The sequence below is a fragment of the Xanthomonas sp. CFBP 8445 genome, assembly GCF_025666235.1.
In the GTDB taxonomy this organism is placed as follows: Bacteria; Pseudomonadota; Gammaproteobacteria; order Xanthomonadales; family Xanthomonadaceae; genus Xanthomonas_A; species Xanthomonas_A indica.
Map to the genome: position 1 here is coordinate 1,113,422 of NZ_CP102594.1, position 16,197 is coordinate 1,129,618.

General features: G+C 71.4%; 13 protein-coding genes. 2 read left to right on the plus strand and 11 right to left on the minus strand.

The window, feature by feature from the left end; all coding sequences use genetic code 11:
* Window positions 1-49: 49 nt before the first annotated feature.
* Window positions 50-1,360 carry a lipid IV(A) 3-deoxy-D-manno-octulosonic acid transferase gene (waaA, locus tag NUG21_RS04815; RefSeq protein ID WP_263392432.1) on the plus strand — a complete coding sequence of 437 codons (1,311 nt, stop codon included), beginning with the start codon at window positions 50-52 and terminating at the stop codon, window positions 1,358-1,360.
* Between the two features lie 466 nt (window positions 1,361-1,826).
* On the opposite strand, the gene NUG21_RS04820 is transcribed toward waaA, so the two are convergent.
* The 3 genes from NUG21_RS04820 to NUG21_RS04830 all read right to left on the minus strand — a co-directional run bounded on the left by NUG21_RS04820 (window position 1,827) and on the right by NUG21_RS04830 (window position 4,669).
* A complete protein-coding gene (locus NUG21_RS04820; RefSeq protein ID WP_160945353.1) occupies window positions 1,827-3,194 on the minus strand; it encodes a TolC family outer membrane protein in 1,368 nt (455 codons plus the stop codon).
* A gap of 18 nt (window positions 3,195-3,212) precedes the next feature.
* Window positions 3,213-3,872, minus strand: a complete 660-nt coding sequence (locus tag NUG21_RS04825) for a protein-L-isoaspartate O-methyltransferase family protein (protein ID WP_160945352.1) — start codon at window positions 3,870-3,872, stop codon at window positions 3,213-3,215.
* Between the two features lie 134 nt (window positions 3,873-4,006).
* Window positions 4,007-4,669, minus strand: coding sequence for a TetR/AcrR family transcriptional regulator (locus NUG21_RS04830; protein ID WP_263392433.1), 663 nt, complete (start codon window positions 4,667-4,669; stop codon window positions 4,007-4,009).
* Between the two features lie 301 nt (window positions 4,670-4,970).
* Here NUG21_RS04830 and NUG21_RS04835 point away from each other — a divergent pair, with 301 nt between their 5' ends.
* Window positions 4,971-7,910, plus strand: a complete 2,940-nt coding sequence (locus NUG21_RS04835) for a ligand-binding sensor domain-containing diguanylate cyclase (RefSeq protein ID WP_263392434.1) — start codon at window positions 4,971-4,973, stop codon at window positions 7,908-7,910.
* Window positions 7,911-8,083: 173 nt separating this feature from the next.
* On the opposite strand, the gene leuB is transcribed toward NUG21_RS04835, so the two are convergent.
* From leuB to ilvG, 8 genes are all read right to left on the minus strand, one after another.
* The gene (gene leuB, locus NUG21_RS04840) at window positions 8,084-9,145 is read right to left on the minus strand and encodes a 3-isopropylmalate dehydrogenase (RefSeq protein ID WP_263392435.1); all 1,062 of its coding nucleotides are present in this window, start codon (window positions 9,143-9,145) and stop codon (window positions 8,084-8,086) included.
* The gene (gene leuD / locus NUG21_RS04845) at window positions 9,135-9,713 is read right to left on the minus strand and encodes a 3-isopropylmalate dehydratase small subunit (protein ID WP_242082070.1); all 579 of its coding nucleotides are present in this window, start codon (window positions 9,711-9,713) and stop codon (window positions 9,135-9,137) included. Before leuD ends, leuB begins: the two co-directional genes overlap by 11 nt.
* Window positions 9,713-9,892, minus strand: coding sequence for a hypothetical protein (locus NUG21_RS04850; RefSeq protein ID WP_242082071.1), 180 nt, complete (start codon window positions 9,890-9,892; stop codon window positions 9,713-9,715). Before NUG21_RS04850 ends, leuD begins: the two co-directional genes overlap by 1 nt.
* Window positions 9,892-11,307: a 3-isopropylmalate dehydratase large subunit gene (gene leuC / locus NUG21_RS04855; protein ID WP_160945348.1), complete on the minus strand. Its 1,416-nt coding sequence runs from the start codon at window positions 11,305-11,307 to the stop codon at window positions 9,892-9,894. The genes NUG21_RS04850 and leuC overlap by 1 nt, the downstream gene beginning before the upstream one ends.
* An 84-nt stretch (window positions 11,308-11,391) precedes the next feature.
* Window positions 11,392-12,951: a 2-isopropylmalate synthase gene (locus tag NUG21_RS04860; RefSeq protein ID WP_263392436.1), complete on the minus strand. Its 1,560-nt coding sequence runs from the start codon at window positions 12,949-12,951 to the stop codon at window positions 11,392-11,394.
* Window positions 12,948-14,048 (minus strand): threonine dehydratase, encoded by a 1,101-nt coding sequence (locus tag NUG21_RS04865; RefSeq protein WP_263392437.1) that lies wholly within the window; start codon window positions 14,046-14,048, stop codon window positions 12,948-12,950. The genes NUG21_RS04860 and NUG21_RS04865 overlap by 4 nt, the downstream gene beginning before the upstream one ends.
* A 177-nt stretch (window positions 14,049-14,225) precedes the next feature.
* Complete coding sequence (locus tag NUG21_RS04870; RefSeq protein ID WP_017910519.1) at window positions 14,226-14,474, minus strand: ACT domain-containing protein; 249 nt, start codon at window positions 14,472-14,474, stop codon at window positions 14,226-14,228.
* Window positions 14,458-16,179: an acetolactate synthase 2 catalytic subunit gene (gene ilvG, locus NUG21_RS04875; protein WP_263392438.1), complete on the minus strand. Its 1,722-nt coding sequence runs from the start codon at window positions 16,177-16,179 to the stop codon at window positions 14,458-14,460. The genes NUG21_RS04870 and ilvG overlap by 17 nt, the downstream gene beginning before the upstream one ends.
* Window positions 16,180-16,197 lie beyond the last annotated feature (18 nt).

Sequence of the window (16,197 nt, forward strand, 5' to 3'; positions counted from 1 at the left end):
CCTGGCGATCGTCTGCCGCCGCCCGCGCGCAACCGGCTATGCTGTCCGGATGCGCAACGATTTCATCGAGCGGCTGCTGCGCGGCCTGTACTCGGCCGTGCTCTATCTGCTGCTGCCGGTCACCGTCTATCACCTGGTCTGGCGCGGCTTCCGCGTGCGCCAGTACTTCCAGCGCTGGGACGAGCGCTACGCCTCGTATTCGCAGGCGCGCGGGCGCCCGCGGGTGTGGCTGCACGCGGTCTCGGTGGGCGAGGTCAACGTCGCCGCGCCGGTGGTCAACGCGCTGCGCGCGCAGCGCCCGGACATCCGCTGGGTGATCACCACCATCACCCCGACCGGCTCGGAGCGGGTGCGCGCGCTGTGGGGCGATGCCCTGGACCATGTGTATCTGCCCTACGACGTGCCCGGCAGCGTCGGCCGCTTCCTGCAGCATTTCCGCCCCAGCCTGGCGCTGATCCTGGAGACCGAGCTGTGGCCGAACATGTTGTTCGGCTGTCGCGACCGCGGCATACCGGTGTACGTGCTCAATGCGCGGCTGTCGGCGCGCTCGCTGCGCGGCTACCGGGTGCTGCGGCCGTTGATCGGGCGCGCGCTGCGCACCGTTACCTGTGTGGCGGCGCAATCGCAGGAGGACGCCGAGCGCTTCGTCGCCCTGGGGGCGCGCCCGGAGCAGGTGCGTGCGCTGGGCAACCTGAAGTTCGACATCGCCGCGCCTGCGCACCTGCCCGACGTGGTCGCCGCGTTCCGCGCGCGCGTGCCGGCCACGCGTCCGGTGTGGATCGCCGCCAGTACCCACGATGGCGAGGAGGCGGCGGTGATCGAGATGCATCGGCAACTGCGCCGCCAGTGGCCGGACGTGCTGCTGCTGTGGGCGCCACGGCATCCGGAACGTTTCGCCAAGGTCGAGGCGCTGGCGCGCGACCAGGGCTGGCGGGTGGCCACGCGTCGCCAGCAGCAGTGGCCCGGCGCCGACGATGCGGTGTTCGTGATCGATACGCTGGGCGAACTGATGGGCTTCTACGCCTGCGCTCAGGTGGCCTTCGTCGGCGGCAGCCTGCAGCCGATCGGTGGGCACAACCTGCTGGAGCCGGCCGCCGTCGGCACGCCGTCGGTCACCGGCCCGCACCTGCACAACTTCTCCGAGATCTCGCGGCGCATGCGCGAGGCCGGCGCGGTCGCCATCTGCGAGGATGCCGGTGCCGTGTGCGCGGCCCTGCAGACCCTGCTGGCCGATGCCGAGGCGCGCAAGCGCATGGCCGAGGCCGGCTGCGCGCTGGTCGAAAACGGCCGCGGCGCGCTGCAGCGGACCCTGCAACTGATCGCGCCGCACCTGCCGCCGCTGGCGGGCGCGGAGGAGTGACCTGCGTCGCTCGGGATGCGCTCGCCCGTAGGAGCCGCTTCAGCCGCGACGGGCGTTCCCGGTAAAGCGCGTCGCGGCTGAAACCGCTCCTACGGATCTGCGACGGCATCCGAATTCTAGAAAGACCCCTTGTGGGAGCGGCTTCAGTCGCGACGCATGAGGCACTTTCCGTTCGCCCATCGCATTCCATGGCACAGCGCGTCGGGACTGAAGTCCCTCCCACAGCGGGGTTGCCGGAGCGTCGCGTCAGCGGCCAGTGCGGCGTTCGCTCCGCCAGATGGCGCGACGGCGACGCTGCACGGCGCATAGCGCGTATCGCATCGCGATGCGCGCCCCGTAGGAGCGGCTTCAGCCGCGACCCGCGAGCAGGCGGCAGAGCTCCGACACATCGCCTCTAGCGGCTCCCCAACACCGAAACGGCGGACCCGAAGGCCCGCCGTTTCGGTGCTCGCGCCAGCGAACGCGTTTACTGCGTGCTGCTCGCGGAGTTGAGCTTGGACTCGGCGCTCTGGGTCAGCAGCGCGTTGATCGACTGCACCTCGGCCACGTCCAGCGAGCCGAGCGCCTGGCTCAGCAGCAGGCGGTTCTGCAGGAAGTTGTAGCGGGCCTGCGCGTACGCCAGCTGCGCCTGGTACAGGGTGCGCTGGTTCTGCACCACGTCGAGCACGGTGCGGGTGCCCACTTCCAGGCCGACCTGCGAGGCGTCGAACGCGGCCTGCGCCGACACCACCGCCAGGCGCCGCGCCTCGATCTCGCTGATCCCGGCCACCACCGTCTGGTAGGCGTTGCGGGTGTTGCGGTCGAGCGCGCGCTTCTGCAGCTCGTAGGTGTCCTGGGCGATGTCGCGCTGCGCCAGGGCCTGGCGCACGGCCGACTGGGTGGCGCCGCCGGCGAAGATCGGGATGTTCAGGGTCAGACCGATGGTGTTGCTGTCGGCGCGCGGGGTGCTGCCGCTACCGGAGACGCTGTCGCCCCAGTTCGCGTCGCGGCCGGCGCTGGCCGACAGGTTCAGCGTCGGCAGGTGCCCGGCGCGTGCCGCCGAGACGCTGGCCTCGGCCGCCTGCACCTGGTACTGGTAGGAACGCAGCGACGGGTTCTTGTCCAGCGCCGAGGCGATCAGGCTGTCGATGTCGCCGCCGGTGGCCGGCAGCTGCGGACGGAAGTCCTCCGGCAGGCCGCGCAGGTCGCGCACCGGCTGGCCGGTGATCTCGGTCAGCGCCTGGTACAGGTCCTGCAGCGAGTTGCGTGCGGTGATCGTGTCGGCGCGGGCCTGGTCGTACTCGGCGCGCGCTTCGTGCACGTCGGTGATCGGTGCCAGGCCCACTTCCAGGCGCTTGTCGGCGTAGTCGAACTGCTTCTTGGCGGCGGCTTCGTTGGTCTCGGCGGCGACCAGCGACTCGATCGCCACCAGCACGTTGAAGTAGGCCGCCGAGGTGCGCACGATCAGGTCGTCGTTGGCCGCGTCGAGAGTGTAGTCGGCGGCCTGGCCGCGGGCCTTCTGCGCACGCAGGTTGGAGAACTGCGCGAAGTTGACCAGGGTCTGCTGGCCCTGCACCGCATAGCTGCGGCTCTTGCCGGTGCCGGACAGTTCGCCGCCGCCGCGCTCGACCTCGCTATGGTTGCGCTGCAGCGACGCGCTGCCGTTGATCTGCGGCAGCAGCGCGGCGCGCGCCTGTACCTCGCCTTCCTTGTCGTACAGCCGGGTCGATTCCGCGGAGGCCAACTGCGGGTCGCTGTTGCGGGCCATTTCGTAGACTTGCAGCAGGTCCGTGGCGTTGGCGGCCAGCGGAGACAGCGCGGCGGCCAGCGCCAGGACGAGGGATCGGCGGATCATTGCGGCTTCCTTGATGGATCAGAATGTGAACTGGGGGACTGGCGCGGCGCCTCGCAGGTAGTACGCCAGGTCGGTTTCGAACAGCGATTCCGTGCGCGGCGCGCCGGCCTCGGCATGCACCAGCACCGCTTCCATGACCGGCGCGCGGCCGCGGATCGCGAACAGGCGTCCGCCGGGGCGCAGCCAGGCCAGGAACTGGGCCGGGATCTCGGTGACCGCGGCGGTCACGCAGACCACGTCGAAGCGGCGCTCGCTGTTCCAGGCGAAGGCGTCGGCAGTCTCGATGCGGACGTTGCTGCCCAGGCCGGCGGCGTCCAGGTTGGCGCGCGCGGCAGCGGCCAGGGCCGGCTCGATCTCCAGGCTGACCACTTCGCGGCCGAGCTCGCCCAGGCAGGCGCTGACGAAGCCGCTGCCGGTGCCGATCTCCAGCACGTCCTCGCCCGGCTGCAGGTCCAGGGCCTGCAGCATGCGGCCTTCGATGACCGGCTTCATCATGTACTGGCCGTGGCCCAGCGGAATCTCCAGGTCGGCGTAGGCCACGGCGCGGTGCGCCGGCGGCACGAAGGTCTCGCGCGGCAGCCGCGACAGCACGTCGAGCACGCGCAGGTCGAGCACGTCCCAGGGACGGACCTGCTGTTCCACCATCTTTTCGCGGGCTTGGGAGTAGTCGATCGTCATTTCGGGCATCCAACGCGGAGGGCCGGGCATTTTAGCCGGCACGGAGGCCGGGCGTATGCCGCAGCATCGCTGCCGGACGGCCCAGCGCGCAGTGCCGGAAGTCATCGGCGCCGGGGAATGGCCTGGCGGCCGGGCTAGCGGCACGCATAGGCACGCAGGAAGAAGTCGATGCTGGCCTCGACGTGGGCGCGGATCCGGTCCTGGCCGGCGTCGCGGCACAGGCCGCACATCATCAGCGAGTACAGCTCGCCCTTGACCAGGCAGAAGAACTGCGAGGCGGCCAGGTTCAGGTCGGCGATGTCCAGCTCGCCGGCGGCGACATGCGCCTGCAACAGCGTCGCCAGGTCCTGCTGGGTGCGCTTGGGACCTGCGTTCCAGAACATCTCGCGGACGTGGTCGTCGCCGGTGCCGGGGGTCAGCATCATGCGGTGGGTGGCCATCGCCGCCTCGCTGCTGATCATGGCGAAGAAGGCCAGGCCGATCTCCACCAGCTGCGCGCGCAGCGGGCCTTTCAGCGCATGCCCGAACAGGTCGTCCGGCAGCAGCGCCTGGCATTGCGCGCGCACCGCCTCGGCGAACAGGGTTTCCTTGTCGCCGTAGTGGCTGTAGACGGTGAGCTTGGAGACGCCGGCGCGGGCGGCGATGCCGTCCATGCTGACCCCGCCGAAGCCCAGTTCGGTGAACATCTCCCGCGCCGCCTCCAGGATCGCGGCACGTTTGCCCATGTCCTTGGGGCGACCGGGCCCGGCGGGACGCGAGGAGGATTTGGCGGAGGCGGCGGGCGATTTGCTGACCATGGCGGCAATACTAGACCAGTCGGTTCGATATTTATACTAGACCCGTGGGTTCATTATTGTGACGCTGCGTTCGGCCGCGCTGCGCCGGAAGCCGGCGAAGGCGTGCGCCGGCCGCCCCAGGACCGCCCAGCCGTCAGGAAGTCCCTGACATCGGCAGCGAACAGGCGGTGATAGATTAGGTATCTGCCCACAGGGGGTACCGCGCGCCGTTGCCGGTGTGATTCGGAAAGGGATGGAACAAGGGGATCGGCGTCACGATAGTCGCGACGGCGCGCATGCGCTGTGTCACCGCGTGGGTGTGATGTTGTGCCTGTTGCTGGCGCTGTGGTGTGCCAGCGTCGTCGCGCGCGCCGCCGAACCGGCCGCGCCGCTGACCGAGCGCGCCGTGCTCGAGCGCCCGGTGATCGCGCGCTGGACCATGGAAGAGGGGCTGCCGCACAACCTGGTGCACGCGTTGGCGCAGGATCGCGACGGCATGATCTGGGTCGGCACCTGGGAAGGCGTGGCGCGCTTCGATGGCCGCGCCTTCACCGTCTTCGATCGACAGAACACTCCGGGCATGGAGCTGTCGGGAGTGTTCGCGCTGCTCGCCGACGCCGACGGCGGCATGCTGGTCGGCACCGCGTACGACGGCGTGTTCCGCTACGCCGCCGGGCGTTGGGAGCATCTGGGCGATGCGCGCGCGCAGCGGCTGCGGGTCACGGCGATGCTGCGCGACGCCGACGGCGGACTGTGGGTCGGCAGCGAGGACGGCCTGTTCCGGATCGAGGCCGACGGCCGCCTGGTCGACGTCGGTGCCGCCGCGGGGCTGGGCAAGACCCGCATCGCTGCCCTGCTGCGCTACCGCGATGCGGTGCTGGTGGGCACGCCGCAGGGGCTGTTCCGGATGGCCGCGCACGGCACGCAGGCGCAGCGCTGGGGCGGGGCAGCGATGCGCACCGCGTCGATCCGGCGCCTGGCCGCCGACCGCCAGGGCGGCCTGCTGGTCGCCAGCGACGAGGGCGTGTTCTGGCTCGGCGCCAACGGCGGCCTGCAATGGCTGCGGCGCGGTCAGCGCGTCGATGCCGCGCTGCAGGACCACGAGGGCCAGCTGTGGATGAGTCTGTCCAGTGGGCAACTGCTGCGGCGCGCTTCCAACGGCGCCAGCGAGGAAGTGCTGTCGATCTCCGGCGTGGTCAGCCCGGCGCTGATCGAGGACCACGAGGGCCTGGTATGGGCCGGCAGTACCGATGGCCTGTTCCGCGTCGCCAACGGCGATGCCGGCGGCCTGACCCGCCAGGACGGGCTCGGTAGCGACTACGTGCGCGTGGTCCAGCAGAACGCCGATGGCGCGATCTGGATCGGCCATGCCGCCGGCCTGGACCGCTGGCAGGACGGCCGCATCCGCGCGGTGCGGCTGAGCGAGCGCCCGGGTCGCGATCCCTCTGCGCTGGCGCTGGCCGCCGCCCGCGACGGCGGCATGTGGGTCGGTACCTACGACCAAGGCGTCCTGCTGCTGTCGGCCGACGGCAGCATCCGGCAACGCCTGGGCGTGGCCGCGGGCGTGCCGCGGACCATGGTGCGCGCGCTGCTGGCCGATGCCGACGGCGGCCTGTGGATCGGCGGCAACGAGGGACTGCTGTATCGCAAGGGCGATCGCACGCGGGCCTACGGCACCGCCGAGGGCCTGCCCGGGCGGCAGGTGCAGACGCTGTACCGCGACCGTGCCGGGGTGCTGTGGATCGGCACCAACCAGGGCATCGCCACGCTCGCCGCGGACGGCACGCTGCAGGCGCGGCCGAGCGGCCACGGCTTCCCGGCGCAGAACGCCTTCGATTTCCTGGAGGATGCCGACGGCACCCTGTGGGTCGCCAGCGACCGCGGCCTGCTGCGCCTGCGCGGCGGGCAGTGGCGCATCTACGACCACAGCGTCGGCCTGCCGCGCGACAAGCTGTTCCGCCTGCTCGACGACGGCAACGGCAACCTGTGGGCGAACAGCAATCGCGGCGTGCTGCGCATCGCGCGTGCGCGCCTGGCGGAACTGGACGCCGGCCAGCGCAGCACCCTGGCGGTGGACGTGGTCGATCGCAGCGACGGCATGCCGGGCGGGCAGGGCAACGGCAGCAGTGCGCCGGCGGGCTGGCGCAGCCGCGACGGCGTGCTGCTGATCCCGACCTCGGCCGGGCTGGCGCTGATCGATCCGGCGCTGCCGAGCCGGCGCAACGTGCGTGCGCCGCCGCTGGTGATCTCCCATGTGCAGGTGGATGGCGTGGCGCAGCCACTGCAAGGCGACTACCGCCTGCACGGCGGCGTTGCCCGCCTCGCGATCGGCTATGCCGGGCTGAGCTTCCGCTCGCCGGACAAGGTGCGCTACCGCTACCGCCTGCAGGGATTCGATCGGCAGTGGGTCGACGCCGGCAGCAGCGAGGAAGCGGTCTACACCAACCTGCCGTCGGGCAGCTACCGCCTGGACGTGCAGGCGATGACCAGCCCGCTGGACTGGTCGCGCAGCGAGCGCATCGGCAGCGCCTCGCTGCGCCTGCAGCTGGTGCCGCCGTTCTGGGAACGCTGGCCGTTCGTGGTGCTGGTGGCGCTGTGCGCGACCGGCCTGCTCCTGTGGTGGTACCGCGGCCGCAGCCGCCGTTACCGGCGCCGCCAGCGCCGGCTCAACACCATCATCGCCGAGCGCACCCACGAACTGAAGGCGAAGAACCTGGCGTTGAAGCTGGCCAACCTCGAGCGCGAGGACCTGGTGCGCAAGCTCGCCTACCAGGCCGGGCACGATGCGCTCACCGGCCTGCCCAATCGGCGCACCGGCGATCCCTACCTCAACGCGGCGCTGGAGCGGGCGCTGAGCACGCGCACGCCCCTGTGCGTGGCGCTGCTGGACATCGACCATTTCAAGAAGATCAACGATGCCTACGGCCACGAGATCGGCGATGAGGTGCTGCGCCGGGTCGGCGAGGCGCTGCGCGCCAGCCTCGGCGAGCAGGCCTTCGCCGCGCGCCATGGCGGCGAGGAGTTCCTGCTGGTGCTGCCGGGCCTGGACCAGGAGCCGGCGCAGGCGCGCCTGGACGCGTTGCGCCTGCACATCGCCGATCTGGTGCTGCACGACGACCACGGACGCGCGGTGCGCTTCACCGCCAGCATCGGCTTCGCCTGCCTGTCGCCGGCCCTGCGCACCCGCCGCGACCTGCTGGTGCAGGCCGACAAGCGCCTGTATCAGGCCAAGCGCGAAGGCCGCGATCGGGTGATCGGCTAGGGCGGTGGGGCGGCGCAGGCGCGGCGCATGGTCCGCGCGCTGGCCTAGGACTGCGCAGGGGCGATGACGCAGGCGCCACGCAGGCGCACCGAAGATAGAGAGGGGAGCGCTCCACACCCGCCGCATCGTCGCGGCGGACGGGAGGCGGCCGGCGCCAGTGGCGCCGGCGCGGATCAGCCCTGCAGGCGCTGCAGCACCGCCTCGGTGGCGGCCTCGGTGGAGATGCCCTGGCCCGGTGCGGCAAGGTCGGCGGTGAACGCCTGTGCGTCGAGCGCGGCATTCACGGCCTGCTCGATCGCCACGGCCTCGGCTTCCAGGCCCAGCGAGTGGCGCAGCAGCAACGCCGCGCTGAGGATGGTCGCGTAGGGATTGGCGATGCCCTTGCCGGCGATGTCCGGCGCCGAGCCGTGGATCGGCTCGTACAGGCCGATGCGGCCTTCGCCCAGCGAGGCCGACGGCAGCAGCCCCAGCGAGCCGGCCAGCATCGAGGCTTCGTCGGTGAGGATGTCGCCGAACATGTTCTCGGTGACGATCACGTCGTACTCGCGCGGCTTGGCCAGCAGGTGCATGGCCATCGAATCGACCAGTTGGTGTTCCAGGCGCACGTCGGGGAATTCGTCGCGGCCGATCCGCGCGGCGACGTCGCGCCACAGCCGCGAGGTTTCCAGCACGTTGGCCTTGTCCACCGAGACCACGTGGTTGCGGCGCTGCCGGGCCAGGCGGAACGCGCTGCGCAGCACCCGCTCGATCTCCGCGACGGTGTAGCGGCACAGGTCGCTGGCGTCGCTGGGGCTGCGGGTCTTGTCGCCGAAGTAGATGCCGCCGGTCAGTTCGCGCACCACCACGATGTCCACGCCCTGCAGCAGGTGCGGCTTGATCGGCGAGGCGTCCAGCGCCGCCGGGTGCGGCTTGACCGGGCGCAGGTTGGCGAACAGGCCCAGGCCGCGGCGGATCGCCAGCAGGCCCTGCTCGGGGCGTACCTTGGCATTCGGATCGGACCACTTGGGTCCGCCGACCGCGCCCAGCAGCACCGCGTCGGCGCGCTGGCAGGCGGTCAGCGTCGCCGCCGGCAACGGCTCGCCGTGGCGGTCGATGGCGATGCCGCCGATGTCGTGTTCCTGGAACTGGAAGTCGTGGCCATGGCGCGCGGCCACGGCGCGCAGCACCGCGACCGCGGCGGCGGCGACTTCCGGACCGATGCCGTCGCCGGGCAGGACGACGATGTCAGCGTGCATGGGTGGCCTCGTAGCGTTCGATGTCGGGTTGGCGCAGCAACAGGTAGCCCATCTCGTCCACGCCCTCGAGCAGACAGGTCTGCGAGAACGCATCGAGCGGGAAGGCGTAGACGCGGCCGTCGGGGGTGCGCAGTTCGCGTGCGGCCACGTCGATGGTCAGTTCGTCGTCCGGGCGCTGCATCAGCGTCTGCACGTCGTCCTCGGCCAGCACGATCGGCAGCAGGCCGTTCTTGAGGCTGTTGTTGCGGAAGATGTCGGCGATCTCGCTGCTGACGATGGCGCGCAGGCCCAGGTCGGTCAGCGCCCACGGCGCATGCTCGCGCGAGGAGCCGCAGCCGAAGTTGCGCCCGGCCAGCAGGATCTGGCGGCCGGCGTTGTGCGCCTGGTTGAAGGCGAACTCCGGGTTCGGCGTGCCGTCGGCCTGCCAGCGCCAGTCGTTGAAGGCGTGGCGGCCGAGGCCGGCGCGTTCGGTGGTGGACAGGAACCGTGCCGGGATGATCTGGTCGGTATCGATGTTGGTCTGGCGCAGCACCACGCTGCGCGAGGTGAGGGTGGCGAAGCCGGCCATCACGGGGTCTCCTGGGAAGCGACGGAGTCGGGGGCGGGCGCCGCGGCGTCGGCCGCTGGCGGCAGTGCCGCGGGCGGCACATGCGGCGGCAGCAGCGGCTGATGGCGGTGTGCGAAAGCGCGGGTGGTGGTGGCGACGAAGGTCAGCGTGGCCGCGAATGCGGCGATGTGCGATGCCATCACGCGACCTCCGCGAACAGCGCGCGCGGATCGCTGACCCGGCCGTTCACCGCGGCCCAGGCCGCGGTCAGCGGCGAGGCCAGCAGGGTGCGCGAGCCCGGGCCCTGGCGGCCTTCGAAATTGCGGTTGCTGGTGCTCACCGCCAGCTGTCCCGGCGCCACCAGGTCGCCGTTCATGGCGATGCACATCGAGCAGCCCGATTCGCGCCATTCCGCACCGGCGGCGCGCACCACCTCGTGGATGCCCTCGGCCTCGGCCTGGCGCTTGACGATCTCCGAGCCCGGCACCACCAGCATGCGCACGTGCGGCGCCACCTTGCGGCCGCGCAGCACCTGCGCCACCTCGCGCATGTCGCTGAGCCGGCCGTTGGTGCAGGAGCCGACGAACACCACGTCCACCGGCGTGCCGATCAGCGCGTGTCCGGCTTCCAGGTGCATGTAGTGCAGGCCCTTCTGCGCCGCCGGATCCTGCGCGGCCGGGATCGGCACGTCCACCGCGATCGCGGTGCCGGGGTGGGTGCCCCAGGTCAGGGTCGGGCGGATGTCGCGCGCGTCGATGCGCACCTCGGCGTCGAAGCGCGCGCCGGGATCGCTTTGCAACTGCGACCAGCGCTGCACGGCGGCCTCGAAGTCGGCCCCCTTGGGGCCGCGCGGGGTCTTGGCGACCCAGTCGAAGGTGACCTGGTCCGGCGCGACCATGCCGGCGCGCGCGCCGGCCTCGATCGACATGTTGCACAGGGTCATGCGCTGTTCCATGTCCATCGCGGCGATGGTGGAACCGCGGTACTCCAGCACGTGGCCGGTGCCGCCGTTGACCCCGATCACGCCGATGATGTGCAGGATCACGTCCTTGGCGCCGACGCCCGGCGCCAGCGGTCCGTCGACGGTGATGGCCATGGTCTTGGCCTTGCGCTGCAGCAGGCACTGCGTGGCCAGCACATGGCCGACCTCGCTGGTGCCGATGCCGAACGCCAGCGCGCCGAACGCGCCATGCGTGGAGGTGTGGCTGTCGCCGCAGACGATGGTCATGCCGGGCTGGGTGAAGCCCTGTTCCGGCGCGATCACGTGGACGATGCCGCGGTTGTCCGAGCCCATGTCGAACAGTTCGATGCCGTAGTCGGCGCAGTTGCGCGCGAGCATGTCCACCTGCGCCTCGGAGGCCGGGGTGTAGTACGGCAGCTTGCCGTCGGCGCCGCGCGGCAGGGTCGGCGTGGAGTGGTCCATGGTCGCCTTGGTGCGGTCCGGCCGGCGCGGCGTCAGGCCGCGCGCCTTGAGCTCGGTGAACGCCTGCGGCGAGGTCACTTCGTGGATCAGGTGCAGATCGATGTACAGCACCGCCGGGGCGGCGGCGCTTTCGGGGACGACGACGTGCGCGTCCCACAGCTTGTCGTACAGGGTGCGGGGAGTGGCGGACATTGCGGAACTACCTGGCAGGAAAGCTGGGCGGGAAGGACGGGCGAAGGCGAGCGTGCACCACGACGATGACCGTGCGGTGGCGGCTCAGGCCAGCGCGTCGGCGATGCCGGCCGGCGCGCCCTGGCGCTGCCGCAGCACGCGGTTGGCCACGTCCAGCCAGGCCAGCGCGCTGGCCTCGATGATGTCGCGGCTGGTGCCGGTGCCGTCGTACTCGACCTCGCCATGGCGCACGCTGAGGTTGGCCTCGCCGCGCGCGTCGGCGCCGATGCCGACGCTGTGCACCTGGTAGCTGTCCAGCACCAGCTGCACGCCGGTGGCCGCCGACAGCGCGGCGAACAGCGCGTCCACCGGGCCGTCGCCCTCGGCGCGCTCGCTGACCCGCTGGCCATCCGGATCGGACAACTCGACCTGCGCGCTGGCGCGCTGGCCGCGGTCGCTGACGGTCATCGACGACAGCCGGTAGCCCTGGCTCTCCGGCGCGTCCTGCATCATCGCCTGCAGGTCGGCGTCGTTGACCACGCGCTGCTGCTCGCACAGCGCCTTGAAGGCATCGAAGGCGATGTTCAGTTCGGCCTCGTCCAGCACATAGCCCAGCGCACGCAGGCGCTGCTCGACCGCGGCGCGGCCGCTGTGGCGGCCCAGCACCATCTGCGAGGACTCCCAGCCCACGTCTTCCGGGCGCATGATCTCGTAGGTGCCGCGGTGGCGCAGCATGCCGTGCTGGTGGATGCCCGACTCGTGGGCGAAGGCGTTGCCGCCGACGATCGCCTTGTTGCGCTGTACCGGCATGCCGACCAGGCGCTGCAGCAGCTGCGAGGTGGCGACGATGCGCGGGGTGTGGATCGCGGTGTCCAGCTCGTAGAACGCGTTGCGCACCTTCAGCGCCATCGCGATCTCTTCCAGCGCGCAGTTGCCGGCACGCTCGCCGATGCCGTTGATGGTGCATTCCACCTGCCGTGCGCCGCCTTCCACCGCGGCCAGCGAGTTGGCCACGGCCAGGCCCAGGTCGTTGTGGCAGTGGGTGCTGAAGACCACCCGATCGGCGCCGGGGACGCTGGCGATGATCCGCGCGAACATGCCGCGGATCTCTTCCGGGGTGGTGAAGCCGACCGTGTCGGGCAGGTTGATGGTGGTGGCGCCGGCGGCGATCGCCACGCTGGCGACCTCGGCCAGGAAATCCTCCTCGGTGCGGGTGGCGTCCTCGGCCGAGAACTCCACGTCGTCCACGTACTGGCGCGCCAGCGCCACGTGCTTGCGCACCGACTCCAGCACCTGCTCACGGCTCATCCGCAGCTTGTGCTCGCGGTGCAGCGGGCCGGTCGACAGGAACACGTGCAGGCGCGGATTGGCCGCCGCTTCCAGTGCCCGTGCCGAGGTCTCGATGTCGGCGGCCAGGCAGCGCGACAGCACCGCCAGGGTCGGCGTGCGCAGCTCGCGGCCGATCAACGCCATCGCCTCGCGGTCGGACTGCGAACTGGCCGGGAAGCCGGTCTCGATGATGTCCACGCCCAGCTCGGCCAGGGCGCGCGCCATCACCAGCTTCTGCGGCGGGGTCATGCTGCAGCCGGGGGATTGCTCGCCGTCGCGCAGGGTGGTGTCGAAAATGCGGATGCGGGGGGTCTGGGAAGAAATGGAAGTGTTCACCAGATGGGTTCCTCTACGGCGGCGGTGGCTTGCGGATGGGGATGCGGGGACGACGCGATGCTGGCAGGAGCGGGCGGGGCGGGACGTTGGCTGCGAAGTCGCTCTGCGCTGCGGCGGCGCGGCTTGCGCGGCGGGCGCGGGCGCACCTCCGACAGCAGCGTCGCCAGCACGCCGGCGTCGATGTTGCCGCCGGACACCACCGCGCATTTGCGCTTGCCGGCGACGCGGCGCCCGGCCGCCAGGGCCAGCGCGCCGGCGCCCTCGGCGATGACGTGCTCCTCCAGCGCCAGGCGGACCAGCGTTTCGCGCAGTTCCGCCTCGCGCACGATCACCACGTCGTCGAGCAGGCTGGCGCACAGCCGGCGGGTGATGAACCCGGGGATTTTAACCTTGACGCCGTCGGCCAGGGTGGGGACGGGATCCACGGCGCGGATGTCGCCGCGGATCGCCCGCGCCATCGAATCCACGCCCTCGACCTGCGCGCCGACCACGCGCACGCCCTGCGAGCGCAGCGCCAGGGCCACGCCGGAGGCCAGGCCGCCGCCGCCGATCGGCACGATCACCACGTCCGGGGCGTGCGCGGCCAGCTCGATGCCGACCGTGCCCTGGCCCGCGATCACGTCCGGGTCGTCGAAGGCGGACAGGAACCGGTAGCCGTTCTGCTCGGCCAGTTCGCGGGCGAAGGCGAAGGCCTCGTCGTAGCTGTTGCCGTGCTGGCGCACGGTGGCGCCCCAGTGCGCGACGCCGGCGATCTTGGTCTGCGGCGCGCCGTGCGGCATCACCGTGATGGCCTGCACGCCCAGGCGGTGCGCGGCCCAGGCCACGCCCTGCGCGTGGTTGCCGGCGGAGGCGCAGATCACCGCGCGCTCGTCGCCGCGTTCCAGCCCGGCCAGCAACGCATTGAGCGCGCCGCGCACCTTGTAGGAACCGGTGCGCTGCAGGTTTTCCAGCTTCAGCCAGACGCCGAAGCGCTCGGCGTAATGCACCGGCGTCGGCGGCAGGTAGCGGCGCAACCGCGCCTGCGCGGCCAGCACGTCGGCGACGCTGACGGCGACGTGCGGTACGTCCGGCTCCTGCGGGACGGTGATGTTAGACATGGAGCCGGGACCGGGGACCCGGGACCCGGAACCCGGGAAAAGCGGGTTCCCGGAGAAGCGACCTCCATGGAAGAAGACACCTCCGTGCAGCCCTCGCTTGCGCGCGTTTCGCGCTGCGCCTGACACCCGCGGCGACCGCCACGGGTCCCGGGTCCAGGGTCCCGAATCCCGACCTTTTCATACCACCCCATCCAGCGCGGTCACGCGCACCGATTCGCAGTCGTAGACCTTCTCCATCTGCAGGCGCAGGGTCTCGCCGGGGCGGTTGCCGTCCACCACCAGTTGCAGGTGCCAGCGGCCGGCGTCCTCGGCCACCGGCGCGCCGCTGATGGAGATCGGCGCGAAGCCACGGCGTTCGGCCATGCCGATCGCGCGCAGCAGGGCGCCGTCGATCGGTTTCAGCACCAGGTCAAGCTGGTAACGCATGTGTCGTCTCCTGGCGCTGGGCGGCGGGATTGCTTTCCAGCATGGTGCTGTTGGTGGTGTTCGGCGGCACCAGCGGCCACACGTTGGCGCGCGCGTCGATGGCCACGTGCAGCAGCGCCGGGCCCGGCTGCGCCAACAGCTCGGCCAGCGCGTCCTCGACCTGGCCGCGCGCGGTGATGCGCTTGGCCGGGATGCCGAACACCTGCGCCAGCGCGGCGAAATCCGGGTTGTCGGACAGGTCGATCTCGCTGTAGCGCTCGGCGAAGAACAGTTCCTGCCATTGCCGCACCATGCCCAGCGAGCTGTTGTCCAGCAGCACGATCTTCACCGGCAGCTTGCAGCGGGCGATGGTGACCAGCTCCTGCACGTTCATCATGAAGCTGCCGTCGCCGCTGACCAGCACCACCGTGCGGTCCGGGCAGGCGAACTGCGCGCCCATCGCCGCCGGCAGGCCGAAGCCCATGGTGCCCAGCGCGCCGCTGGTCAGGTGATTGCGCGGGTGGTTGAAGCGGCAGTGCTGCGCCACCCACATCTGGTGCTGGCCGACGTCGCAGGCGATCACGGTGTCGGCGGGTGCCAGTTCGCTCAGCCGCTTCAGCAGGCCGGGCGCGTAGATGTCCTGCCCGGGCGCGTCGTAGCGCGCGCCGAACTTCTCGCGGTGGCCGACGCAGCGGGCGTGCCAGGCCTCGCAGGTGCTGGTCGCCGCGGCCAGCGCGCGCAACGATTGCGCCACGTCGCCAGGCACGGCGATGTCGGCCTGGCGCAGCTTGGAGATCTCGCAAGCGTCGGCGTCCAGGTGGATGACCCGCGCGACCGGCGCGAATTCGGCCAGCTTGCCGGTGGCGCGGTCGTCGAAGCGGGCGCCGACCACGATCAGCAGGTCCGACTCCTGCACTGCCATGTTGGCGGCGCGGGTGCCGTGCATGCCCAGCATGCCCAGGTAATGCGGGTGCGCGTGCGGCAGCGCACCCAGGCCGCGCAGGGTCAGCACGGTGGGGATGCGGGTGGCCTCGACGAACTGGCGGAACGCCTCCACCGCATCGCCCAGGGCGATGCCGCCGCCGCCGTAGATCACCGGCTTTTCGGCGCCGGCGATCGCCGCCAGCGCCTCGGCCAGCACCGCATCCTGCGGCGCCGGCGGGGTCGGCACTTCCGCCGGCACGTGCGCGGGCAGATGCGTGGCATCGGCCAGTTGCACGTCCTTGGGCAGGTCGATCAGTACCGGCCCCGGCCGCCCTTCGCGGGCGATGCGGAACGCGTCGCGCAGCACCTGCGGCAGGTCGTCCACGTGTCGCACCAGGAAGCTGTGCTTGACGATCGGCAGGGTCAGCCCGAACACGTCCAGTTCCTGGAACGCGTCGGTGCCCAGCAGCGGCGTGGCGACCTGTCCGGTCAGGCAGATCATCGGCACCGAGTCGAGCATCGCATCGGCGATGCCGGTGACCAGGTTGGACGCGCCCGGGCCGGACGTGGCGACGCACACGCCGACCCGGCCGCTGGCGCGGGCGTAGCCGTTGGCGGCCAGCGCCGCGCCCTGCTCGTGGCGGACCAGGATGTGCTTGAGCTGGCTGTCTACCAGCGCGTCGTAGAACGGCATGATGGTGCCGCCCGGATAGCCGAACAGCGTGTCCACGCCTTCGGCTTCCAGGGCCTGCGTCAGCCAGCGCGCGCCGTTGCGGGGCGTGCCGTGAGCGGAGGAGTTCATACGGTGGCGACCTTTCGG

Excerpts from the sequence above, each read along its gene's own strand:
- waaA (WP_263392432.1), top strand. The coding sequence starts at position 50 with ATGCGCAACGATTTCATCGAGCGGCTGCTGCGCGGCCTGTACTCGGCC.
- NUG21_RS04820 (WP_160945353.1), bottom strand. The coding sequence starts at position 3,194 with ATGATCCGCCGATCCCTCGTCCTGGCGCTGGCCGCCGCGCTGTCTCCG.
- NUG21_RS04825 (WP_160945352.1), bottom strand. The coding sequence starts at position 3,872 with ATGACGATCGACTACTCCCAAGCCCGCGAAAAGATGGTGGAACAGCAG.
- NUG21_RS04830 (WP_263392433.1), bottom strand. The coding sequence starts at position 4,669 with ATGGTCAGCAAATCGCCCGCCGCCTCCGCCAAATCCTCCTCGCGTCCC.
- NUG21_RS04835 (WP_263392434.1), top strand. The coding sequence starts at position 4,971 with ATGTTGTGCCTGTTGCTGGCGCTGTGGTGTGCCAGCGTCGTCGCGCGC.
- leuB (WP_263392435.1), bottom strand. The coding sequence starts at position 9,145 with ATGCACGCTGACATCGTCGTCCTGCCCGGCGACGGCATCGGTCCGGAA.
- leuD (WP_242082070.1), bottom strand. The coding sequence starts at position 9,713 with ATGGCCGGCTTCGCCACCCTCACCTCGCGCAGCGTGGTGCTGCGCCAG.
- NUG21_RS04850 (WP_242082071.1), bottom strand. The coding sequence starts at position 9,892 with ATGGCATCGCACATCGCCGCATTCGCGGCCACGCTGACCTTCGTCGCC.
- leuC (WP_160945348.1), bottom strand. The coding sequence starts at position 11,307 with ATGTCCGCCACTCCCCGCACCCTGTACGACAAGCTGTGGGACGCGCAC.
- NUG21_RS04865 (WP_263392437.1), bottom strand. The coding sequence starts at position 14,048 with ATGTCTAACATCACCGTCCCGCAGGAGCCGGACGTACCGCACGTCGCC.
- NUG21_RS04870 (WP_017910519.1), bottom strand. The coding sequence starts at position 14,474 with ATGCGTTACCAGCTTGACCTGGTGCTGAAACCGATCGACGGCGCCCTG.
- ilvG (WP_263392438.1), bottom strand. The coding sequence starts at position 16,179 with ATGAACTCCTCCGCTCACGGCACGCCCCGCAACGGCGCGCGCTGGCTG.